Annotated in this window: 24 protein-coding genes; 3 read left to right on the top strand and 21 right to left on the bottom strand. The window is 36.1% G+C overall.

Annotated features, from left to right (window positions below; translation table 11 throughout):
- Positions 1 to 71: 71 nt before the first annotated feature.
- The gene (locus ACKI3D_RS02350) at positions 72 to 626 is read right to left on the bottom strand and encodes a manganese efflux pump MntP family protein (RefSeq protein ID WP_407391982.1); all 555 of its coding nucleotides are present in this window, start codon (positions 624 to 626) and stop codon (positions 72 to 74) included.
- Positions 627 to 761: 135 nt separating this feature from the next.
- Between ACKI3D_RS02350 and ACKI3D_RS02355 the strand changes: the two genes are divergently transcribed.
- Together ACKI3D_RS02355 and ACKI3D_RS02360 are read left to right on the top strand one after the other, a co-directional pair.
- A complete protein-coding gene (locus tag ACKI3D_RS02355) occupies positions 762 to 1,586 on the top strand; it encodes a hypothetical protein (protein ID WP_407391984.1) in 825 nt (274 codons plus the stop codon).
- A gap of 103 nt (positions 1,587 to 1,689) precedes the next feature.
- Positions 1,690 to 2,715 carry an NADH-dependent flavin oxidoreductase gene (locus ACKI3D_RS02360; RefSeq protein ID WP_407391986.1) on the top strand — a complete coding sequence of 342 codons (1,026 nt, stop codon included), beginning with the start codon at positions 1,690 to 1,692 and terminating at the stop codon, positions 2,713 to 2,715.
- On the opposite strand, the gene ACKI3D_RS02365 is transcribed toward ACKI3D_RS02360, so the two are convergent.
- From ACKI3D_RS02365 to ACKI3D_RS02385, 5 genes are all read right to left on the bottom strand, one after another.
- A complete protein-coding gene (locus ACKI3D_RS02365; protein WP_407391987.1) occupies positions 2,716 to 3,159 on the bottom strand; it encodes a hypothetical protein in 444 nt (147 codons plus the stop codon). It lies immediately after the preceding gene.
- Positions 3,160 to 3,203: 44 nt separating this feature from the next.
- Entirely contained in the window at positions 3,204 to 4,592 is a 1,389-nt protein-coding gene (locus ACKI3D_RS02370) for an MATE family efflux transporter (RefSeq protein WP_407391989.1), read from the bottom strand.
- Entirely contained in the window at positions 4,585 to 5,061 is a 477-nt protein-coding gene (locus ACKI3D_RS02375) for a MarR family winged helix-turn-helix transcriptional regulator (protein WP_407391991.1), read from the bottom strand. Before ACKI3D_RS02375 ends, ACKI3D_RS02370 begins: the two co-directional genes overlap by 8 nt.
- 1 nt (position 5,062) lies before the next feature.
- Entirely contained in the window at positions 5,063 to 5,512 is a 450-nt protein-coding gene (locus tag ACKI3D_RS02380; protein WP_407391993.1) for a flavodoxin family protein, read from the bottom strand.
- A gap of 99 nt (positions 5,513 to 5,611) precedes the next feature.
- Positions 5,612 to 6,265 (bottom strand): zinc ribbon domain-containing protein, encoded by a 654-nt coding sequence (locus ACKI3D_RS02385; RefSeq protein ID WP_407391995.1) that lies wholly within the window; start codon positions 6,263 to 6,265, stop codon positions 5,612 to 5,614.
- A 103-nt stretch (positions 6,266 to 6,368) separates the two neighbouring features.
- On the opposite strand from ACKI3D_RS02385, the gene ACKI3D_RS02390 reads away from it, so the two are divergent.
- A complete protein-coding gene (locus tag ACKI3D_RS02390) occupies positions 6,369 to 7,241 on the top strand; it encodes a hypothetical protein (protein ID WP_407391997.1) in 873 nt (290 codons plus the stop codon).
- Here the strand turns inward: ACKI3D_RS02390 and ACKI3D_RS02395 are convergent.
- The 15 genes from ACKI3D_RS02395 to ACKI3D_RS02465 all read right to left on the bottom strand — a co-directional run bounded on the left by ACKI3D_RS02395 (position 7,193) and on the right by ACKI3D_RS02465 (position 22,085).
- Complete coding sequence (locus ACKI3D_RS02395) at positions 7,193 to 8,191, bottom strand: glycosyltransferase family 2 protein (protein ID WP_407391999.1); 999 nt, start codon at positions 8,189 to 8,191, stop codon at positions 7,193 to 7,195. The genes ACKI3D_RS02390 and ACKI3D_RS02395 overlap by 49 nt on opposite strands.
- 27 nt (positions 8,192 to 8,218) lie before the next feature.
- The gene (locus tag ACKI3D_RS02400) at positions 8,219 to 10,000 is read right to left on the bottom strand and encodes a glycosyltransferase family 39 protein (protein WP_407392001.1); all 1,782 of its coding nucleotides are present in this window, start codon (positions 9,998 to 10,000) and stop codon (positions 8,219 to 8,221) included.
- A gap of 85 nt (positions 10,001 to 10,085) precedes the next feature.
- Complete coding sequence (locus tag ACKI3D_RS02405; protein ID WP_407392003.1) at positions 10,086 to 10,769, bottom strand: amino acid ABC transporter ATP-binding protein; 684 nt, start codon at positions 10,767 to 10,769, stop codon at positions 10,086 to 10,088.
- Between the two features lie 12 nt (positions 10,770 to 10,781).
- On the bottom strand, positions 10,782 to 11,432 hold the full coding sequence (locus tag ACKI3D_RS02410; protein ID WP_407392005.1) for an amino acid ABC transporter permease: 651 nt from the start codon (positions 11,430 to 11,432) through the stop codon (positions 10,782 to 10,784).
- A gap of 29 nt (positions 11,433 to 11,461) precedes the next feature.
- On the bottom strand, positions 11,462 to 12,295 hold the full coding sequence (locus ACKI3D_RS02415) for an amino acid ABC transporter substrate-binding protein (RefSeq protein WP_407392007.1): 834 nt from the start codon (positions 12,293 to 12,295) through the stop codon (positions 11,462 to 11,464).
- Positions 12,296 to 12,493: 198 nt separating this feature from the next.
- A complete protein-coding gene (locus ACKI3D_RS02420) occupies positions 12,494 to 12,889 on the bottom strand; it encodes a hypothetical protein (RefSeq protein ID WP_407392009.1) in 396 nt (131 codons plus the stop codon).
- Positions 12,890 to 12,897: 8 nt separating this feature from the next.
- Positions 12,898 to 13,326, bottom strand: coding sequence for a universal stress protein (locus ACKI3D_RS02425; protein WP_407392011.1), 429 nt, complete (start codon positions 13,324 to 13,326; stop codon positions 12,898 to 12,900).
- Between the two features lie 41 nt (positions 13,327 to 13,367).
- Complete coding sequence (locus ACKI3D_RS02430; protein WP_407392013.1) at positions 13,368 to 14,057, bottom strand: IspD/TarI family cytidylyltransferase; 690 nt, start codon at positions 14,055 to 14,057, stop codon at positions 13,368 to 13,370.
- Positions 14,058 to 14,066: 9 nt separating this feature from the next.
- Positions 14,067 to 15,035: an NAD(P)H-dependent glycerol-3-phosphate dehydrogenase gene (locus tag ACKI3D_RS02435; RefSeq protein ID WP_407392015.1), complete on the bottom strand. Its 969-nt coding sequence runs from the start codon at positions 15,033 to 15,035 to the stop codon at positions 14,067 to 14,069.
- An 8-nt stretch (positions 15,036 to 15,043) separates the two neighbouring features.
- Positions 15,044 to 16,087, bottom strand: coding sequence for a phosphorylcholine transferase LicD (locus ACKI3D_RS02440; RefSeq protein WP_407392017.1), 1,044 nt, complete (start codon positions 16,085 to 16,087; stop codon positions 15,044 to 15,046).
- 9 nt (positions 16,088 to 16,096) lie between these two features.
- Entirely contained in the window at positions 16,097 to 17,113 is a 1,017-nt protein-coding gene (locus tag ACKI3D_RS02445; protein WP_407392019.1) for a LicD family protein, read from the bottom strand.
- Between the two features lie 20 nt (positions 17,114 to 17,133).
- Complete coding sequence (locus tag ACKI3D_RS02450; RefSeq protein ID WP_407392021.1) at positions 17,134 to 18,132, bottom strand: acyltransferase family protein; 999 nt, start codon at positions 18,130 to 18,132, stop codon at positions 17,134 to 17,136.
- Positions 18,133 to 18,141: 9 nt separating this feature from the next.
- Positions 18,142 to 20,322, bottom strand: coding sequence for a CDP-glycerol glycerophosphotransferase family protein (locus tag ACKI3D_RS02455; protein ID WP_407392023.1), 2,181 nt, complete (start codon positions 20,320 to 20,322; stop codon positions 18,142 to 18,144).
- 19 nt (positions 20,323 to 20,341) lie between these two features.
- Positions 20,342 to 21,106: a sugar phosphate nucleotidyltransferase gene (locus ACKI3D_RS02460; protein WP_407392025.1), complete on the bottom strand. Its 765-nt coding sequence runs from the start codon at positions 21,104 to 21,106 to the stop codon at positions 20,342 to 20,344.
- A 10-nt stretch (positions 21,107 to 21,116) separates the two neighbouring features.
- A complete protein-coding gene (locus tag ACKI3D_RS02465) occupies positions 21,117 to 22,085 on the bottom strand; it encodes an NAD(P)H-dependent glycerol-3-phosphate dehydrogenase (protein ID WP_407392027.1) in 969 nt (322 codons plus the stop codon).
- Between the last annotated feature and the right edge of the window lie 6 nt (positions 22,086 to 22,091).

Below are 22,091 nucleotides of genomic sequence, written 5' to 3' on the forward strand. Positions count from 1 at the left end.
CATGGCTACGATCCGACTTCCTATATGTAGTAGTTAAGATAGGCATTTTTTGAAAGAAATTAAAAAATTAATTAAAATCCAAGAAGAATTTTTATACCGATCAATATCAAAATCACTCCACCAAGAATCTGGAACTTGTCTCCAACATAATCTCCAAGCTTTTTGCCAATGAAAATGCCCACAATACTAAATATGAAAGCAACTATTCCAATGATTGCTGCTGAAATCAATATTGGATCTTTTAAAAGGGCAATTGCAATTCCAACTGCAAATGCATCTATGCTTGTAGCAATAGCAAGCAAAGTAACTTCCTTGAATGAGAATTCATCACTGACTTCCTCATCACCTGAAGTTAAACTTTCACGAATCATGTTGATTCCAATGAGCAGAAGCAAGACAAAACCGATTACAGACGCCAAGGTCTCGACGATTGATGCTATAGCACTTCCACAGAAGTATCCTAAGATTGGCATCAATGCCTGAAAACCACCGAAAAATAATCCGTAATACAAAATCTGTGGTTTTGTTATGTTTTTTTGCGTAAAACCCTTTGTCATTGATACACTAAAAGCATCCATAGCTAGAGCTACTGCAATTAATGAAATAGAAATTAAGTTAAAAGACATTAACTAAACTTTTGTAAGCAATATTATTTAAATTTATATCAAAAAAAATTAAAAAAATGTAAAATATAGTATATATTTATATAGTAAGCAAAACAGAATTTTTAATGTAATAATATATTACTTGAGGTGATATAAATGAATACAAAAAGAATACTGACAATATTTGTTCTTTTTGCACTTCTTATGGCAACTACTAGTGTTGCATTTGCTTCAAGCGACATTGAAGATATTGATTTCGATGATGATATTGGAATCGATGTTGACGATGACGCAATTGATGACTCAGATGATTCAGACTATGAGATAGCCGATACGGATGACGAAGACGACCTGGATGATGAAGACTGGGAAGACTACGACGACGAAGATTACCTAGATGACGAAGACTGGGAAGACTACGACGACGATGACTACCTAGATGACGAAGACTGGGACGATTACTGGTATGACTGGGACGACGATGAATACTACGGCTATGATGGATGGACTGACTATTATTATGATGGTGAAAGCGATTTTGATTATGAAACTTTAGGAAATATGACTGAAAGAGTAAAAGGCAAAGTAATATACTTTTACAAAACCACTTCATTAGCAGCAAATAAATATTATGCAGCTTCTGCAGGTTCATATTCACCAGATGATTATGCTGATGACGAGTCAAATGAATATGAGGACAATGAAACTGAATTCTATAATGATACCTCTTTCGGTTGTGCTTTAGATTTCTTAATGCCTATTGCTAAAACCAGCGCTTCTTTAGATAGTCCATATGTTGATTATTCTGTTTCAAACTCAGTTTCCAAAAGTATTGATTTATCATTCGAAAGCAATGATGATCAAAACACTAGTGTAGATACTAATACAAACAATAATGTTATAAATACCCAATCCAATGGAGATTATGGTATTTTAGGATTATTATTAGCTTTAATTTTAAGTATCGTACTATTAATCTAAGAAGTTAATTAGGAAAAAATTATTTTTCCTACTATTTTTTATTTTTTTTAAGTAACCTAAATGTTACAATAGCTTTTTATACTAATTTAATTCAACTATTATCATGAAAGAGATTTTTGAATATTGCAGATTTGGCGATTTGAAGCTCCCTAGCCGAATCATTAGGACAGGCCTTTGGGAATCCGAAAGGGAAAAATCAGGTAATTTCACACCGGAAATTTATAATAGATATGAAAACATTGCCGCCAGCGGCGTTGGATTGATTATTACTGAAATATTTTCACTCTATCCGAGAGATGTCTTTTCCAAATGGACCCATACTCCACATTTCAGGCAATTCGTGCGTGAAGCAAAGGATTTGACTGATCTGGTCCATATATATGGAGTTCCTATTTTTGCCCAATTAGGCTTTGTTCAGTTCAATAAGAAAGCGGAACAGAACATTAAAGTTGATGAGGTCTCTATTGATGACATCAGAAAAATCCAGACAGACATGATTATTGCAGCTCAAAAATTCGATTATGCTGGCTTTGACGGCATTCAGATTGCACTTGGAAACTACTACTTCTTATCAAGATTCATCAATCCGAACTTTAACACACGCACAGACAAATATGGTGGAAATACCCTCAATCGCTTAAGAATAGTTTTAGAAATGATTAAAGTAATCAAAGAAAACACAAACCTCCATATTAACTGCAGATTAAATGCATTTGATGGAACCACTAACGGAATGACACTCGATGAGACAATAGAGATATCCAAACTGCTTGAAAAATATGGTGTTGACTCTCTTCAGATTACCCGTACACGCTCCCCTCAGTTTTTCACACGTGAAAACAAGGATGAAAATCCATTGATTGATGCAGCTGGAAAAATAATCAAAAATGTATCCATTCCAGTCATCTTAGGTGGAGGATACAGCAGCCAAAATCAGATAAATGAAATATTAAAAAAGACTGATATTGAATTCATTTCAATGCAAAGGCCATTCGTATATGACCCTGGATTTCTGGTTGATTGGCAGATCGAAGGAAACGGCGAGAGCAAATGCAAAACCTGCAACAACTGCTATTGGAAAAAGACAAGCACATGCTTTATCAATCCACCTGCAAGCCTCAACCCCTAATCACCTTTCTGCATAGTTTCGATACTTCTCTAAAAAATAGTTCAGTTCCTCTTCAATTTGAGTCAATGTTACAATAGGATTGTAGTTTAAAAGGGAAGTCAGTGCGATTAAAAGGGGAATGGCTTCTCCCACTCTTATATTATTAAATTCCAAATCCTGATAGGTAATCTTGAAATTTCCATTAAGATGTTCGTCGATTCTCACTCCATATGGGATAAAATTAATTTCTTCCTTTTCAATCAGATCTTCTAAAAGCTTTGTCCCTTCGAGAATATCTTCAAATTCGACTTTTTCCTTCTCCAATAGAGGTGTTATAAACTCAAAGCGGATATCATAATCATATTTGGATCTCTTGTCTCTAAAATAACTGTCAACAATTAGATAATCAATGTACAATTCATGGTTGATTATTGAATATCGCTTATTGTTTAGAATGAATTCCATGTATAATAATAGTTAAAAAAAGTATAAAAAACTAGTTGTAAAAACTAGTCTTTTTGCGGAGCATATTTTCTGATTGAAATTTCCCTAAATCTTTTGATGAAGAGTTTGGCCCATAGGTATCCAACTGTTCCTCCGACAAAGCAGCCAAATACTATTCCTGCATAGATTCCGATTAATCCCCATCCGAAGACAAAGCAGAACAGATATGCGAATACTGTTTCCAGAATCAATGACCTTAGAAGTGTAATCAATAGGGAATATACTCCCTTTCCTACTCCCTGAAACATCATGGAGGACATCATTCCGTGAGGAACGGCAATCACAAACAAAGTCAGTATTGACAATGCTGTAGCTATATCGCCTGACAGGCTTGCGCTGGCTGCGGTATATGAGAATACTGTTGCAATCTGTTTGGAGAATATGAACATGATTGCACCAAGGAGTATTGAAATTGCAAATCCCAATTTGATTGAATAGGAATGTGCAGTTTTCAGGTTCACATGATTATGGGCACCATAAGCTACTCCTGCAACGGTAAGAACTGCTGTTCCAAGACCAAGCAGTGGAATCATGGTCAATTGTACGATTCTCATTGATGCAGTATAGACTGCCACTGCGGTTGTTCCTGCTGCAATAACTAGCATTGAGTTGATAATGATTGCCAGTGCTGAAAATACTACATTTTCAAGTGTTGATGGTATTGCAACCTGCAGTGTATCCAGCATAATCTGGTTTGAATAGCTGAAGTTTTTTGGAGACAAGTCAAGGTACAGGTCCTTTTTGCCCCATATCCAATAGCTCATTACTATACAGGACATTGATGCTGATATTACTGTTGCCCAAGCGGCACCTGAAATTCCTAAGTCCAATACATATATGAATATCGGATCCAAAATGATATTCAAGATTGCTGTAACAGCTATTGCAATGGTTGCACGCCTCATGTCACCTTCTGACCTGAATATTGCTGAAGCAACTCCTGAATATACGAATATGAACAGGAATCCGAATATAATGTAGCTGTAGTCCATTGCATACTGGATTGTGTTTCCGGCACCCATAAATTCCAATATGGGAACCATGAATCCTTCAATCAAAATGGTAAAAATCACTGATATGATTACAGATAGGAGAATACCGTGAAGACCTGAATTGTTGGCCTCCTTGTAGTTGCCTGCACCGATATTTCTTGCAATGAGTGAGTTTGCACCTGCACCGATACCATTACCTAGCCCAATCAGTACCATGAATAATGGTGTGATGAATCCGATTGCAGCCAGGGCATCTGCACCAAGGCCTGCAACCCAAATACTGTCTGCAAGGTTATATAGCATTATCAAAAGCATGGAAAGCATCATCGGAAGGGCAAGTTTGACAATTGCCTTTTTAGGATCACCAGTAATCATCTCGATGTTCTTGCTTTTTTTAGCCATTTTTGCACTCCTCTTTGTTCAGTTCGATTGTTTTTATTGCTATTTCCTTTAAAACCTTCTGCAGAAGTTCCCTTTCAATATATCCCTTATCCAAAATAACTTCATCTTCCCATTGCTGAAGTATATTCACTGTCTTTTTAAGGATTTCCTCCCCCTCTTCAGTCAATGAAATCTTGTTTTGCCTTCTGTTGTTTTCATCGATTTGCCTTACGACCAGTCCCTTGTCTTCAAGCTTTTTGATTGATCTAGCAACTGCACCCTTGTTGATGTTGCATCTTGTGGCAATCTCTTCCTGATTCAAATCTGACTTGTGGGATATCTCAAAGAGGAAATGAAGCTGTGTGGTATTGATTCCATACTCAGTAATATGGTGATTGATATAGGTGTGGTATCCCTTTCCAATCATATACAGCAGCTTTCCAACTGGGATTGTTGATGCATCCACTTCCTTCAGTTCATCCAGTGACATGCTAATCTATGAAGCTATCCAAATTGAATTCGTCATTTTTGACTTCTTTGGTCTTTAGGGCTAATGTTTTAAGAGGCTTTTTGGAATTTGCTTCCATCTGTTCAAAGGTGCTTTCAAAACCTCTTCCTCCAAAGGTTGTGAAGAATTTGACGTTGTTGAATTTTCCTTCATTCTGCTTTAGATATGAAAATACAGGACTTGATGATTTTCCCGCCCATACTGGTGTTCCTATATATACTATATCATATTCGGCAGGGTCGTATTTCAATTCCTCCAAATCTATGATTTTTTCAGAAATTGCGTCTTTTCCACCACGGGCATAACCGATTTTTCCTTGATAGTTTACTTTAGGTTTGATTTCTTCTATATCAGAGTCAGTTTCACTGGCAATCCTTTCAGCCAGCTTTTTTGTAATGTTTGTTCTTGAATAATAAGCTACTAATGATTTCATAGACTATTATTATGATGTCATCATATATAAATGTTGCATTGACAACTATTGCAATGGCAACAGTTATCGATTAAAAAAAAATAAATTGTGAGTACTCAACTAGAATGATTGAGTACCACTTGAAGGGCTTAAGCTTACGGATTTGGTATCAAGCAGATTTCCGGAATTGTCATAAAGATTGATTGTTGCGAAATCAGGGAAATACTTATATGAATCAGCGCTGGCCACTTCGATATAACCTGATGAATCAACTGTTTTTGGTACCATGTTACCATTGTTCAGGCTAGATCCATCCCTTGAATAGTAGATTTGGATTTTTACCTTTTCACCAGAGTGCTCCTTACCTACATATATGGACGCATATGTCTTGTCCGATAGGCCGCTACCGGTCGAAAAGCTTCCACCCAATATCCTCATGGCTGTTGTTGTAGGAGTCGGAGAGGCAGACTCGGAAGAGCTCTGTGTAGGCTGATTTACAGTTGATACCGGATTGCTGTTGCTGGCTGATTGTGCCTGGGAGTCCTGTGCGGTTTCATCATTTGAAAATCCAAACAGATAAATGAATGCACCGGCAAGAACAACAGCTACAATAATCAATGCAACAATAATTATTTTAGTTGTATCAGTACTTGATTCCTTACTCATTTCATTAATCATGCTTTCATGATTAATTGTCTTTTTCAGTGGTTTTCCGCATTTTTTACAGAACTTTGCAGAATCACTATTCTCACTTTTACATTCAGGACAAATCATTTGAATTAACACCTTAAATATAATAGTTGAATTATAATATGTTAAACACAATATTTATATTATTTCATAATGCTTATTAATTTCATAATCCATAAATAACTACATGAACAAATTAAAAATAGCCGATGTTATTTCAACATTTACTAATCCGCCAATAATTACTATACCCCTTTTTTTATTGATTTGTATAGTTTTATCCTTTGAAAACGGCATTTTTAATTTATCAAAATTCATTACTCTAGAATTGATTTCCCTAGTTTTCGCATCAATTCTTCCTATGGCAATCATCATATTCTGGGCAAAAAGGCTTAATACGGACAAGGACATTTCAAACCGCCAGGACCGTTTCACACCCCTTATTGTTGGTATAGTTTCCTATTTCATTGGCGTTCTGGTATCTTTAATCTTGCATGCTGACATGTTCCTGACAATATTGCTTTTATGCTATTCTATCAATACCGGCGTTGTACTTTTGATTACAACAAAATGGAAAATAAGTGTTCATACGACCGGATTGAGCGGACCTGTCGGTGCGCTGATATTGCTTTTAGGTCCTAACGGCGCATTGTTTGCAGTACTATATCCTATTTTGATATGGTCCAGGGTAACCCTTGAAAAGCACAGCATGGCTCAGGCGGTTGCCGGAGGAGTTCAGGGATTTTTCCTGACAGTTCTGGAGTTCTATCTATTTGCAATTCTATTCGGTTATTCCCTTGCCAACATCACTCCGTTGACTGACTGCATTTTATATATATTGGCAATAATAGCCACTCCTGTTGTTCTGGGCATATTGGCATATAGATTTAAAAGCAGAAAAGCGTTTTATCTGATTGAAGCTATTCTTTTTATATTGTTCTTAGTGTTTACACCATTCAGCGTGTTTATCGTATTTATTGTGATAAGCTTGACATCAATTGTAATCAGCATCTATGCAGGTCCTGAATTCTGCTGGTTCAATCTGGTGAAATCCTCATAGTTTTCAGATGCAATTATGTCCAAAAAGAACTTTTTCTTCACGGGCCCCAAATTATCAAGATAGTCCTGATAATATTGACTTTGTTTAATTGCATCATAGTCATTTTTAATTAATAGATACATGTCAACTTTGTATTTTTCTTCAATGTCTCTTAAAGCAAAACGAGGCCCATTGATTTTGTAGGCAAGCAAATCATAGATATATGTATGATACCATCCATTTTCAATGAATATTCTAATAAGTTCCTGTCCGGCCGGAACGGTATCGAGGAACTTGCCGTCAACGACATGGGTAATCGATTCGTCATGCTTTCTTCTGAAGTAGAGATGCCTCTTGATTATTGAAATCCTTTCGGACTTTAACAGGACATAGTAAAAGAAGGGCATGTCCTCAAAGAATATCCCTTCGGGAAACTTTGCATCAATCTCCCTTAAAAATGATATTTTATATATTTTCTGGCAAACACCAACAGAAAGGTCGAATATGGATCCCTTAATTTCATCAGGTGAGAAAACCCTATCCTCAAAGCTTTCATCAAAGTTTTTAAGCTCAAACCAGTCATTTGGATATGTTTTGCCGCTTACATCATCATAGTTGATCATCTGATAAAATGTAAAATCAGTATCCTTTTCTTTAGCTTCTGCATATGCAATTTCAAATGCATCAGGGCTGAACCAGTCATCGGCATCCAGATACATCACATATTCCCCGGTTGCCTTTTCAAGCGCTCTGTTTCTTGCAGCTCCAGGACCGAGATTTTCCTGTGAAACCAATACTATTCTTGAATCTTCAAATTCATTAATGATGTTTAGGGTATTGTCTGTTGAGCCGTCATTGACAATTATCAATTCAAAATCAGTTAAAGTTTGATTCAATACGCTTTCAACAGCTTTCCTGATATATCTTTCACCATTGAAAACCGGAAGGATAACAGAAACTTTTGCAGTCATGCTTTAAGATATATGTCTAATAGTATATCATACTTTTCCATAAAGATAGACTGTATCTGTCTTATATACAAGCCTGTAGTTCGGATATTTTTCCGGATGCATTGAGATAATGTAGTCTTCGGTTGGAACCCTATCCAATGTCTTGTTTAGAATAACGTCTTTGTGAAGACACCATTCACAGTATCTAGAACAGTAGCTATTGTAAGATGCAATGGTTTTGGATCCATAATCAGGGTCATGAACCATAAGATAATTGCACAATTCATCAAGCTCATCGTTGGTATGTATTGTAAAGGTTTCTTCTGTTTCATATGAAAATGAATAGACCATCAGAAGTGCAATTGAGATTATGAGGATAATCTTTAGGATTGTTCCTTTGCTTGTATCTGAAAACTTGAAATTTGGATTTATGACTAGGTATTTTTTAAATGATTCACCATAATTAAAACCGTTTTGAACTGTAGCGAATATTGCTTCAACAGCCCATAATATAAAGTAGACAACAGCTGGAAGTGTGGAAATCAGATAACGTCCCATCTTAATGTTGATTTTACTGTAGAATATCAGGTAAACCAAAAACCATGCGAGCATCAAAAAGTTCATTGAATAAAACTTCTTGCTTATGTCCAATTTATCTAAAAATGAAAGTATGATTACCATTATTGTCAATAACGCAATATTTGCCAATATATGATTGAATACATATCCATAAATGAATATTGCTGCGAAAATGATTATCAATATTTTCAGGAATTTGTCGAAATTTCTGTTAAGGAATCCTTTTTTGCTTCTGAGCAATTCCCTTAAAAATTCAATGTTAATCAGACATGTGATAATATGAATCGCAGCCGATACGACAAGCAATGCAAGAATAATGCTTGACAGGTTGACGTTGAATATATCCAGAGTTGTGAAATAGAATATGTTTGTCAAGTTGGATACGTAGAAGTTTCCGGTATCGTTGTAGAACTTGTCCTTTACATAATGACCTTGATTAAATCCTCCCATGGAGTCTGAGATTTGTGTTGTAAAGAGCAGTCCACCACCATAGGATGTAATCAATAGGCAGAACAATGCGAAGAGAACCACAGCAATAATCACACCTAAAGCTATGCATTTGAACTCGTCACTTTGAAGATACTCTTTCGCTTTCTTTTTGAACAAGCTTCTGTCATTAAAGAATGAATCTACTACATTAAAGAAGTCATTAATACTTAAATAATACAATAACACTAGCGGAACCATGAAAAATGCGGAATATTTTGTGAAAATGGCTATTGTCAACAATGGGAGAGTTATCAGATAGTACTTCGGATTTTCATGGACTGCAAGAATCAAGAATATGATGACCCAAATGGATACGGTGACGACAGGAACATCGATTGTTCCGTCGGCCCAGTTTGTCAGCACCAATGAAAAGCTTCCGAAAAGAACGCTTCCAAACATTGACAGCAATTTATTGAACCTGTATTTCAAAAGGATATACATTGAAATGTAAGCCAGCAGGTCGAATATTCCAGTTACAATAAATATTGACTCCCTGCCCAATCCAAGCTTTAATAACATTCCAGTCAAAAAGCAGATTACCGGAGAGAGAAACATCGTCCATGTGTTTTGAATGTTTTCATTCAATCCTGCATAGAACAATGCATTAATCAAGTATATAATGCCGTCAGACCTAATGTGTATGGTCATATTATGGGCTATTACCTTAGCGGTAATCAAAGAAGCGAATATTATTAAAATCAATAGATATGGAAAATCCTTTTTGGTTATATTCAAATCTTTTAATAAGTTTCCAACAGTCATGGTGTCACAAAAATTCAATTGTAATATATAATTATGTCAATGATAATTAATAAAATTAATTAAAAAAAAAGTAAATAATGATTATCTAATCATTAAATTTTCCAAGGAACTCCTGCATTCTCTTATTGTCGGATGCAAACACTTCCTCAGGTGAACCCTCTTCAACAATTACACCCTCATCCATGAATATAATTGTATCGGAAACGTTACGGGCAAAATTCATCTCGTGAGTAACGATGACCATTGTCATGTGCTCAGCAGCCAGCTGCTTGATAACAGTTAGAATCTCACCTGTCAATTCGGGGTCAAGAGCTGATGTAGGTTCATCAAAGAATAGGATATCAGGATTCATTGCCAGTGCCCTTGCAATGGAAACCCTTTGCTGTTGTCCACCGGACAATTCACAAGGGTATGCATCTTCTTTGTCTTCCAAACCCATTTTTTTAAGCAAATCACGAGCATGATTGAATACTTCAGTTTTGTCACGTTTTTGAACTCTCATTGGAGCATTTGTAATGTTTTTCATTACTGAATGATGCGGAAAGAGGTTAAAGTTCTGGAAAACCAAACCGAATGTACCATCAAAATTGATTTCACCACTGTCCTGTTCATCTAGTTTTGTAATGCATCGAAGCAATGTTGATTTACCTGATCCTGACGGTCCGATGATGGACAATACTTCTCCCTTATCTACATGAAGGGAAATATCCTTTAGAACAACATTGTCTCCAAAGCTTTTTTTAAGATTTTTGATTTCAAGTAAACTCATATAATACCTCCCCTATTCATAATAACTTAATCTATTTTCTAAATGCTCCATTACGAATGCAACAAGCATGTTGAATACATAATAGAATATACCTGCAACAAGCAAAGCTGCAATGGAAGCATCAGCCGCAGCAATCTGTTTTGCTACTGTAAACATTTCCGGGATTGCAATTACAAATGAAAGAGAAGTATCCTTTACCAGAGTGATTACTTCATTAGTTACTGAAGGGAGAATAATTTTAAACACTTGCGGAAGTATGATTGTAAAGAATGTTTCAAGTCTGCTGTATCCTAAAACCTGTGCAGCCTCATATTGTCCTTTTGGAATAGCTTCAATTCCTCCTCTGTAGATTTCAGCAAAGTAAGCAGCATAATTGATAGTAAATGCAATAATAACGGCCACAAATCTGTAATCTGCTGATAAACTAATTCCAAAAACATAATAAGGTGCAAAGAATACTACAATTAACTGCAGCATTAATGGTGTACCTCTCATGATTGAGATATAAATCTTTGTCAACCATCTAAGTGGTGCAATACTACTCATTCTTCCTCCGGCAATAACTAAACCAAGAGGAAGAGCGAATAAGAGAGTAAGCAAGAATATCTGAATTGAGGTAAACATACCTCCAATCAACTGTGGAATAACATTACTTAGTATCATTTAAAAATTCTCCCTTCCAACTAATCCGTCTATTTAGTAATTAAAGATCCTGGAACACCAGCATCACTGTAGTTTTCAGCGATTTTCATAACAGTTCCGTCTTCAAACATTGCATCTAAAGTTTCTTGTACTTGGTCTTTTAATGCATCATTACCTTTTTTGAATCCAATACCATATTGTTCAGAGGAAATAGGATCATCTAAGATAGTGAATAAGTCAGTACCTTTAGTTGATACTTGGTATTGTGCAACACCAATATCGATAGCGATAGCGTCACATGCACCGGATTCTAAGTCCATGAATGCGGTGTTATAGTCAGCTACTTCAGTTAATTGTCCGAAGGTGTCTGCTAAGGTTTTGTTGTCCCCTTGAAGAGCAGCGAGTGCTGAAGAATCTTTTTGTGTTTCTACGGTTTTACCAGCTAAATCATCTAATGATTCAATTCCGGAATCAGCTTTAACAACGACTACTTGTTTGTTGTCGATGTATGGTTCAGACCAGGTGTAGTCATCTTCTCTTCCGTTGATGGTAAATCCGTTCCAAATACAATCAATTGAACCAGAGTCTAATTCTGCATCTTTTGCATCCCAGTCAATAGGCTGTTTTACTAAAGTCCAATTGTTCCTGTCACAAACTTCTTGTGCTAAGTCTAAATCGAAACCGACATATTCTCCAGTTTCATTATCTAAATATCCGTATGGTGGGAATTCTGCATCAAAACCTACAATGAAAGTGTCTTCATCGTTTGCGGTTTGGTTAGCATCATCGCCTCCCATAAAATCAAATAAACCAGCGCTTGCAGTACCCAATACCATGATTGATATTGCTACTAAAGCTAAAACAAAACATATTTTTTTATTCATTTTAAAACACCAAATAGTTATAACTATTGTAGAATAAATTCTACATTTTAATTTTTATTTTTCTATATATTTATTTATTTTTATTATAGATTTACCATTTAAAAATGAACAGATAATAATTTTTTGAAAAAAAGTAGTAAATTTTAATAAAAAATTAGTTATGAATGTTAAAAAAAGAGGATATTAAAAGCTAAAAGCTTAAAATGAATATCCATCATTGATTTCAAAACTTGTTGAAGACCTTGCCGGAGTCAAAAACATTGTACCGTTGAATGTCGCATGGGCGGTATAGTTACCGTTTTCAAATCCTTGCAATTGGATATAACCTCTTCCGAACTCATCAGTGGTTATGTTATATTTATATGCCCAACCTGAATCGTCCAATATTTTCAAATCAACAACTTGGTCTGGAATCTCATTTCTATAATCATCCTTAAGTTGAACAGTAATATAATCCCCATTTTTAACGGTGGCATTGCTGGCCTCTACAGTAATTATAGTTGTAGATGTATTCATTGATATGAATGCAAAGGATGCAATACCAATGACAATCAGGGCTATGACCGCAATGATTGCTATTCTTCTGATGTCCATTGTTCCTCCTAGTCAGTATTGTGAACCAATAATACGTCAATCTCGGAAGTCTTCAATACCTTTTCTGCTACGCTTCCAATGATGAACTTGTGAAGACCGCTTTTACCTGATGCTGAAATGACAATCAGTTCAACACCTTCCTTTTCGGCAACCTCATTAATAGTTTCTGCAGGAAAACCTGTTTTAACTACAGTTTTTATATTATAACCTTTAGGGAATTTGGCTTTCATGTTTCTGACACATTCTTTTGCCTCATTAACCATTCCCTCATTAACTTTTTTAATATGGCTTCTGCTTTGGAATGCACTTGAAGTAATCTTTCCTGCAACGGAAAGAATAATGATTTCCCCATCATCAGCTATCAATTTAGTTACTCTATCAATTTCCTGGTCTGCATAACCAGATCCATCAGTAGGAAGTAAAATTTTCTGATACATTTTTACACCTTAATATTTAATTTATATTTACTGATTAATATTTATTTTTCTAAAATAGTTTTAGCAACCTCAATGTCAAAAGGTACAGTAATCTTGAAATTGGCAGGATCGCCTTCATAGAGATATATGGATTCATCCCTTAAATGGAACAATACCATAGCTTCATCCAATAACTTTATTTCATCCTCATCCAAATCGTTGTAGATTTCAATGAATTTATTTATTTTAAATGCCTGTGGAGTCTGAGCGCGAACCAGATGTTTTCTGAGGGGAACACTATCCAATCTTCCTTTCTCTTTTGATTCGAATACTACATCTACAGACGGTATGACAGGACATGATGCGGTATACTCCCTGCAGTAGTCTATGCTTTTTTGAATCTGTTCCGGGCTAACGAATATCCTTGCGCCGTCATGTGTTACCATAATGGAGTCATCCTTCTTATCAGTTACATCTATTGAATTCAATATTGTCCCGTTTCTGGTTGCTCCACCTTCAATGACCAACAGCTTTTCCTTTTTCTCGGTTATATACTCATCAATCATCTCCTTTGTCTTATCAATATACTCCTTAGGGGATGAAACGATAATCAAGTCAAAGTCATCGACTTTCAGAAAGCTTTCGATTGTGTAGACCAGGATTGGCTTGTTGTTGATTTTAAGGAATTGCTTAGGCAAATCCAAACCCAGTCTTTCTCCTGTTCCTCCTGCAAGAATAGCTCCATATATCATAAAATCACATCATAACTTTTTCCAGAATTCCTCAAAGGATATTTTAGGATTGTTCTTGTTGATAATAACGTCATAAACAAAATTAACGGTATCGCAGTCATAGTTCAAATCATCACAAAGTTTCTTAAGGATTCTTGTAGTATTCTTTCCTTCAAAAAGAACTCCTGAAGCCTTCTCATCGATGACAATTCTCTGTCCGTAGAGCACTCCAAGAGTATGGTTTCTGCTGACGTTGAGTGTTGAAGCTGTAATTATATCCCCAAACCCACAGTAGTCATCAACGGTATCCCTGTTTCCACCCAATCTTTCTATAATATCCTTGGTTTCTGCGTAGCTTTTGGTGAAAACAGCAAACCTTGCATTGTCGTTTATCTCCATTCCTTCACATATTCCCTGTGAGATGGCCAATACGTTTTTGATGATTCCGCTGAATTCAGTGCCTATTACATCATTGTTGGCGTTTACCTTAAAGATTTTTGACTCCAGGATATCCTTCACCGCATTTAGATAATCATCATTTTCACATGCTATTGTAGTGGCTGTAAAGTAATTCTGAGCCATTTCAGCGGCAATGTTCGGACCGGAGAGAACTACAACAGGTCTTCCGATTTCCTCTTCAATGACCTCGCTCATCCTTTTGTTAGTATCCTTTTCAAGACCCTTTGCAGTATTTACGAAAATGCAGTCCGGCTTAACAATACCTTTTAGTTCACGGGCAATTTCCCTTACGATGGAAGATGGTATGCATATGAATACGGCATCAACATCATTAAGTTCACTTAAGCTATTGACCGCATGTATATTGTTGTTAAGCAAAATATTCGGATAATAATGAGTATTGTAACCCATAGAATTTATATTGTTGCAGACTTCCTTTTTACGAGCATACATCAGCACTTCATGATTGTTTAAGGAAATAGTCTGTGAAATTGCAGTTCCCATTGCACCTGCACCGATTACTCCTATTTTATAAAACATGATACCACCTAATAGTTTTCATTCACCTTCTTGAATCTTGCTATGTATTCGTCAAGGATATAATAGATATCCGGATTTCTTCTAAGCCTTTTCATCCTTTTGTGGAAGTGAAGCTTGCTTGGCATGCCCCAGTAATCCTTATAGATTAATGTCAGGTAATAGTCATAATCCTTTGGGCCCGGCAATTGGGTATTTTCAAACTTGACCCTTTTAAACGGCAGCATCTTATCTGTGTCAAAGACCTTTACCTTGATTGACCTGTTCTTTCCTGCTGTTCCGTCAACTCCCTGAATGAAGTATGGAGTCTTTTCATATGTAAGGTTCAAGTTATTGTAATATCTATCCAAGACTTCATCGAAGTCATCGATTTCAAGCATGTCTGTGAGGTATTTGACCCTAACCTCCTCATATATATCATCTAGCTTTTCGCCGTTATAGTTCTTTAAAAAGTCATATGGGAAAAAGTCGATTGTCATAAGGTTTTCCCTCTCGCTGATGGTGTTGTAAACCTTCAGCTGCAGGAATGAACAGGATCCAGGCACGATTTCGTCACGTTCCTTGAATGCAATCACCATGATGTCTTCGAGATTATTGCTTTTTATTTCATGAGGCAGCACTTCAATGAACTTATTGTAGTCCTTTCTCATCATTCCGCAGTCTATATCATCGTCCCATGGAATGAAGCCTCCATGACGGATTGCTCCCAAAAATGATCCTCCTTCAATCATCCATTCGAGTTCATATTTGTTGCAGATATTCTCTACAAATTTCAAGTATTCCAGGCAGAATTCCTGAAATTTGGAAAGCAATAGGCTCGGTTCAAGCTTATGGTCAAGATAAAGTGTGTTGAAAAGTCTGTTATTTGTATTGTTGATTTTGTTCATCCTTACCATTTTCTTTTCAAGTTTGGCTACGCGCTCATCCATCGGCTTTTTGTTCTGCTTTTCCAGTTTTTCAACACGCTTGTTCAGTTCCTCGTATTTTTCCTTATAGTATTTATATGAACCGCTTCTGCTTAAAATAAGATTTGATACGTATCCTTTAATTCCCATTACAACACCCTATTCAAATTTATCGTTAATTTCTCTTAATTTACCAATATGTTTATCCAACATTTCCATATTGTTTGGCCTTTCTCTAATCTCTTTCATATTGTTTTGAATCTTGAAATCCTTAGGCATCATCCAATAGCTTTTGTAAACTGATTTCAAGTAATAATCATAATCCTTTGGACCAGGCAATGTCAAATCTTCAAACTTGACATTCTTATATGGCATAATCCTGTCCGTTTCAAAAACTACACAGTCATCTTCAGCAATTGTACCTTCAACACCCTTGACCATGTATGGTGTCTTTTCATATGTCAGGTTCAGATTGCCATAATAATTCTCCAGAACCTGATTGTAATCATCCAGCTCGGAGAGATCTTCAAAGAATTTTTCTTTAGCATCATCATATTGCTTTTGGAAGTTCTCTTCATCGTATTCCTTTATAAAATCATATGGAAAGAAGTCTATTCTCATCAGCCTGATTTCCTTAAAGCTATTGTAATAAAACAACTGTAAAATTGATGTTATGTTTTCGCCTTTAGGTTTTGAATATTTGATTCTGGTTGAATCTGCCAATCCCAGCTCTTCAATCTCTTTTGGTAATATTTCACGGAACCTGTTATATTCCTGTCTTGTCATTCCGCATTTGATTCCGTCATCCCAAGGAATGAATCCCCCGTGGCGAATGGCACCCAAAAAGCTTCTTGATTCTATCATCCAGTCGATGTTATGTTTTTTGAAGATATTGTCGATTAGTTTAATGTATTCCAGTTCCAGTTGGCGGAATTTTGAAAAGAGTTCTGTTTTTTCCAATTCATGGTCCATGTATAATGTAATGAATAATCTGTTGGTAGTTTTGTTGGATTTGGAAATATTCTTGATTTCCTTGTTCATTTTGATAATGCTGAGGTTTTCATTGTTTTTTTCGAGCTTTTCAATTCTTTTGTCCAAATCATTTATGCAATCCTTTTGACTTTCGATTAGGTCTTCACTCTTGAAAGCCTTTGAAATCTTATCTTTTATACCCATAATAACCTCCATAACTTAAATTAATTATTCTTCAGTATCAGATTGTTTGCTCCGTCAAAGAGCTTGTTTAAAATATTCGTGAAAATGTCTCTTGAGAGAATGAATGTGATTATAAAGCTGAATATAAATATAAATGCTATAAACCTTCTTGGATAATTTGCAAATACAGGTTTCAAGTATAGCTTACTTAAAATAATGATATATCCGTGAAGCAGGTAAACTGTCAAGGAAGCCCTGCCGAATTTTGTAAAGATATTGCTTGAATTGGTCATTATCTTATTCAGGACCAATACGTTAAGTGTTGATATTCCCAGGACAATGATTCTGTATATTATGTCAATTAAGAAATCATGATATGGATGCTTCAGGATAATATGCCTGAAAGGAAGTTCATAAGCTACAATAATGGATATCAGCAATGCAATAATTGCAATTAAAATAATTGTGCTCTTTTTGTTTAACAATCCATTTAATCTCTTATAGTTAGTCTCCAGTTTTGACTGATAATCCTTAAAGTAGAATCCTATCAAAAATATAGGCATGAATGTGAATACCCGTGAAATTCCAAGTATATTGCATTTGATAAATCCAATGAGAAGGGCCAATATGAATGCGGTGACTAAAGGATATCTGAACTTGTCGAATATAGGCAAAAGCATCTTCATGATAAATAGGCATATTAAAAACCACAGCATGTATCCAGGTCGAATAAACATCTGATTTGAAGGAGGTTTACCCAAGTAGAATATCGAAAACAGTTCAAATAGAACACGGAATATAACAAATGGTACGAATAATCTCTTGAATGCCTTGACCGGTTCGTCAGGACCAATCTTTGAAAAGTATCCTGCAACAAAGAAGAACAGCGGCAAATCGAAAAGGAATACGAAATCATGTATAAATGAAATGCTGTCGTATTTCCTTAGGAAAGCCATATGACCCAAAACGATCATGAATATTGCCAATCCCTTGAGATTGTCATATTTGTTTATTCTTACTTTGGTCTTTACTTCATTCATCAACTACACCTATTTCAACCAGACGATATCGGAAATTCTTTTTGAAGCGTTTCCATCCTCGATTCCACAGAACCTTTCATAGAACTCATCATAGCGGTCAGCATATTCCTCTTTCAATTCTTCAATGTTTTTAATATTTTCAATGACCTCTTCAGTGGTCTTCAGCAAAGGTCCAGGCACTTCGGTGTGGATATCAATGTAGAATCCCCTTAAGACGTTTTCATATTTCTCCAGGTCATATGTATAGAAGAGTATTGGCCTTTTGAGGTTTGCAAAGTCAAAGAACACACTTGAATAGTCAGTGATTAGAATATCGCTTATCAGATACAGCTCGGCAATGTCATTGTAGCTGCTTACGTCAAATGCGAAGCCCTTGTATTTTGACAAGTCAAGGTTGTTTGCAATGAAGTAATGAGTTCTAACAAGAACAATGTATTCATCACTCAGAGCTTCCATCAACTTATCCAATTCCAGTTTCAGCTCGAAATTGATTTTACCGACGTCTATATATTCGTCATCCCTCCATGTTGGAGCATATAATATGATTTTCTTATCTTCAGGTAATTTCAAGTCTTTTTTAATCTGATTAATCTGATTTTCATCGGCATTGTATAATATGTCATTACGAGGATATCCAGTTTCAAGAATCTGGCCTTCATATGCAAAGGCGCTCTTTAGAATTTCAGTTGTATACGGATTAGGTGAAATCAGATAATCCCAAGTCCTGCCAACGCTTATGTAGGACTGCTTGATTTTAGGATTCATCGTATGGACATTTCCTATGTCTAAGCCCAACCTTTTAAGTGGAGTTCCATGCCAAGTTGATACGATGACCTGATCTTCCCTTTTCTTGAGTCTTGCAGCCTGCCTGCCGTTGATGACCCAGTATTTGGCTTCTGCCACTTCCTTATAGAACTCCAGAGAGAACCTTTTTACCTTTTTAGGATTTCCTGGTATCTTGACGTTTTTGTCATTGATTACCCATACATATTCGAATTTGTCGCCGTATGTATTGTACAGGTATTCATATAAGTATTTCGGACTGTCTGAGTAGTATTTGCCCAAAAAGCTTTCAAAGACAATCTTGTTTTCAACAAGAGGATGCTTGTTGTAGTATTTGGTATATACGGTGGACTTGAACATCCATCTTTTTGAAAGCATCTTTTTGAACTTGTTTGTCCTTGCCCTCAATTTGATATATTTGGCCAATGACTCCTTGTCCTTGGTCTGCAGGGCCTGTATTTCCTTTTTGAGATTTATTCTTAGAGGGTCTGTTTTGAAATCCTGTGAAATGTCACTCATCACATCAAAGTATTCGTTTCTCCAGATGTCATCCTCTGCACTTAAAAACCTGATTGCGTAACGTGAAAGGTAGTATCTCAGGTATTTGTAGCTCATGGTGGAGCTTAACTCCTCATATTTCTGTCCGCTTTTGCTTTTCAGCCAATTCTGCACTTCCTTATATTTATCGCAGTACATCAGAAACTCGAATTCCTTTTCTTCCTGTATAAGTGAAGTCAGATGGATAGGGTCATCCCTTGACCTTTTGGCGTAAATCGCATTTTCAACGCCGTAGAATGAATTCAAATCATCAAAAATATCCATAATGAAATAATAGTCGGCGAAATACCTTTCATCTTCTCTGAATCTTGCTTCACCAATCTTATCCCTTTTAATCAATGAGTGCAGGACAGACAATATCTCCAGTCTGTTGGTCTTTGTACCGGTAAGCATCTTGAAGGAATATTCTATATCTGAGGAATCCAACTGTTGCAGCTGCTTTTCATTCATGATTGTAGGGTTTTCCTCAAATCTGTCCCTGATGAAGTAGGTAGCTACCCTTTCACCATTGACTAAATCATAGTTATTTTCTTTGGCAACATCTATCAGCTTTGCAAGCCCGTTTTGATAGAGATAATCATCACTGTCCATGAAATAGACATATTCACCTGAAGCGATATCCAGACCTTCATTTCTGGCTTTTCCAACACCCAATTCCTCATCATATGATTTGACTACAAGATTGAGGTCGGTATATGAATTCAACAGTTCATCCACATCTTCCTTGCATCCATTCAAAATGATAATTATTTCTGCATCCTTCAGATTCTGTTCTGAGAGACTGTCCAAACAGTCCTTCAGGTAACGTTCACCCTTATTGAATGCTATAATAACGCTTACAAATACCATCGTGTCACCAAAATGTTGATTAGTTTTCCAGCTCCTCTACAAGCTTTTGAGCATTTTCCCAGTCAGTATGGTCATCGATTTCTGTCCATTTCAATCCGTTTGTCATGACAAAATCGATGGTTTTGATCTTGCTTAAATCCTCATATGCAAAATCATAGTAGTTTTGAGGGTCCTCGCCAATCAGTCTGTCGAGAATCTTGTTGAAATCTGCAATGTCATCGGCTACAACTTTGGACACTCCGATGAATTCTCCGCTTGAAGATGGTATGTCCAATCCCTTTCCGATAGCCTGAATCTGGCCGTTTGCAATAGTATTTTTTTCATTCATCTCTTCATTGTCAATGATTAATTTGAATGATTCTTCGTTTAAAGTCTTGAAATTGTCAATAATCATTCCTGTATGTTCACATTCGGCTAAATTGATGATGATTTGAGGATCCACTACATTATCCCCATTTACAAGAATGAAGTCTTCTGGATTTTCCTCAATAACTTTGCTTGCAAGATAGGTTGAAACGGAAGTGTTGGTAACGTCATATTTCACGTTTTCAATGCATTCAATTTCAATATCATACTTTTCAGCTATTTCAGGGCAGAGGTCAATGACCTTGTCCTTGTTGTATCCTACAATAACTATGAATTTGGATATGTCTGCTGCAATGCAGTTTTTAATCATCCTTTCAAGCAATGTAGTTTCATTAATCTTTAGCAAAGCCTTTGGAATCTCTTTTGTAAGAGGCATCAGTCTAGTGCCCATTCCAGCAGCCAATATTACACCTATCATATTTATCACCTTATTCAATTTTACTCCATAATCCCCTGAATGCCCTTTTAGGGGTTGTCCTGTTAATAATTACATCATAAACAAAGTCTACAATAACGCTGTCAATGCCGTTATTGTCGCAAATGGCCTTGGTGGCCCTGATTGAATTCTTTCCTTCAAAAACAATACCGCTTGCCTTTTCATCAACAATCAGCCTTTGGCCGTATAGCATTCCCAATGTGTGGTTTCTGCTTTCAAATGAGGTAGAAGTCAAAACCAGATCTCCGAATCCACAGTATTCACCTGCTGTAGATGGACTTCCACCAATACTTTCGATGATTTTGATGGTTTCTGAGTATCCTTTTGTTAAAACACCGTATCTTGCATTTTCATTGATGTTCATACCTTCACAAATTCCATTTGCAATGGCGTTGATGTTTTTGATAACTCCACATATCTCAAGACCGATTACATCATCGATTATCTTAACTTTAAACTGGTCTGTTGACAATACTTCCTTAACCATTTCTGCATTGCGCTTGTTTTTGGAAGCTATATTGGAAACTGTCGGAAGGTTCAACACTATTTCAGAAGCAAAATTTGGTCCTGAAAGTGCAACATAATCATCTGTGAAGTATTCTTCAATGAGATTACCCATTGTCTTGAGTGAAGGGTATTCTATACCTTTTGCGGTAGTTACCAAAACGGTTTCATCGCAAATGACATCCTTTAAATCCTCTAATGTTTTTCTGAATGCAGAAGAAGGAATTGCCAGGAATATGATTTTGCAGTCTTTCAAATCATTCAAATCAGTTGTAGCCCTGATGTTTTCCAATAATTTAGTGTTTGGATAATACTCATCATTAATGTTAGTCTCATTAATTGTATCCGCCAAATCCTGCCTTCTTAACTGTAAGCATACTTCATCCACATTTTGAGCTATTGTTTGAGCAAGTGCAGTTCCTAAACTGCCCGCTCCAATAATACCTACCTTATCCATAACAGC

The sequence above is a fragment of the Methanobrevibacter sp. genome (assembly GCF_045586545.1).
Classification (GTDB): domain Archaea; phylum Methanobacteriota; class Methanobacteria; order Methanobacteriales; family Methanobacteriaceae; genus Methanocatella.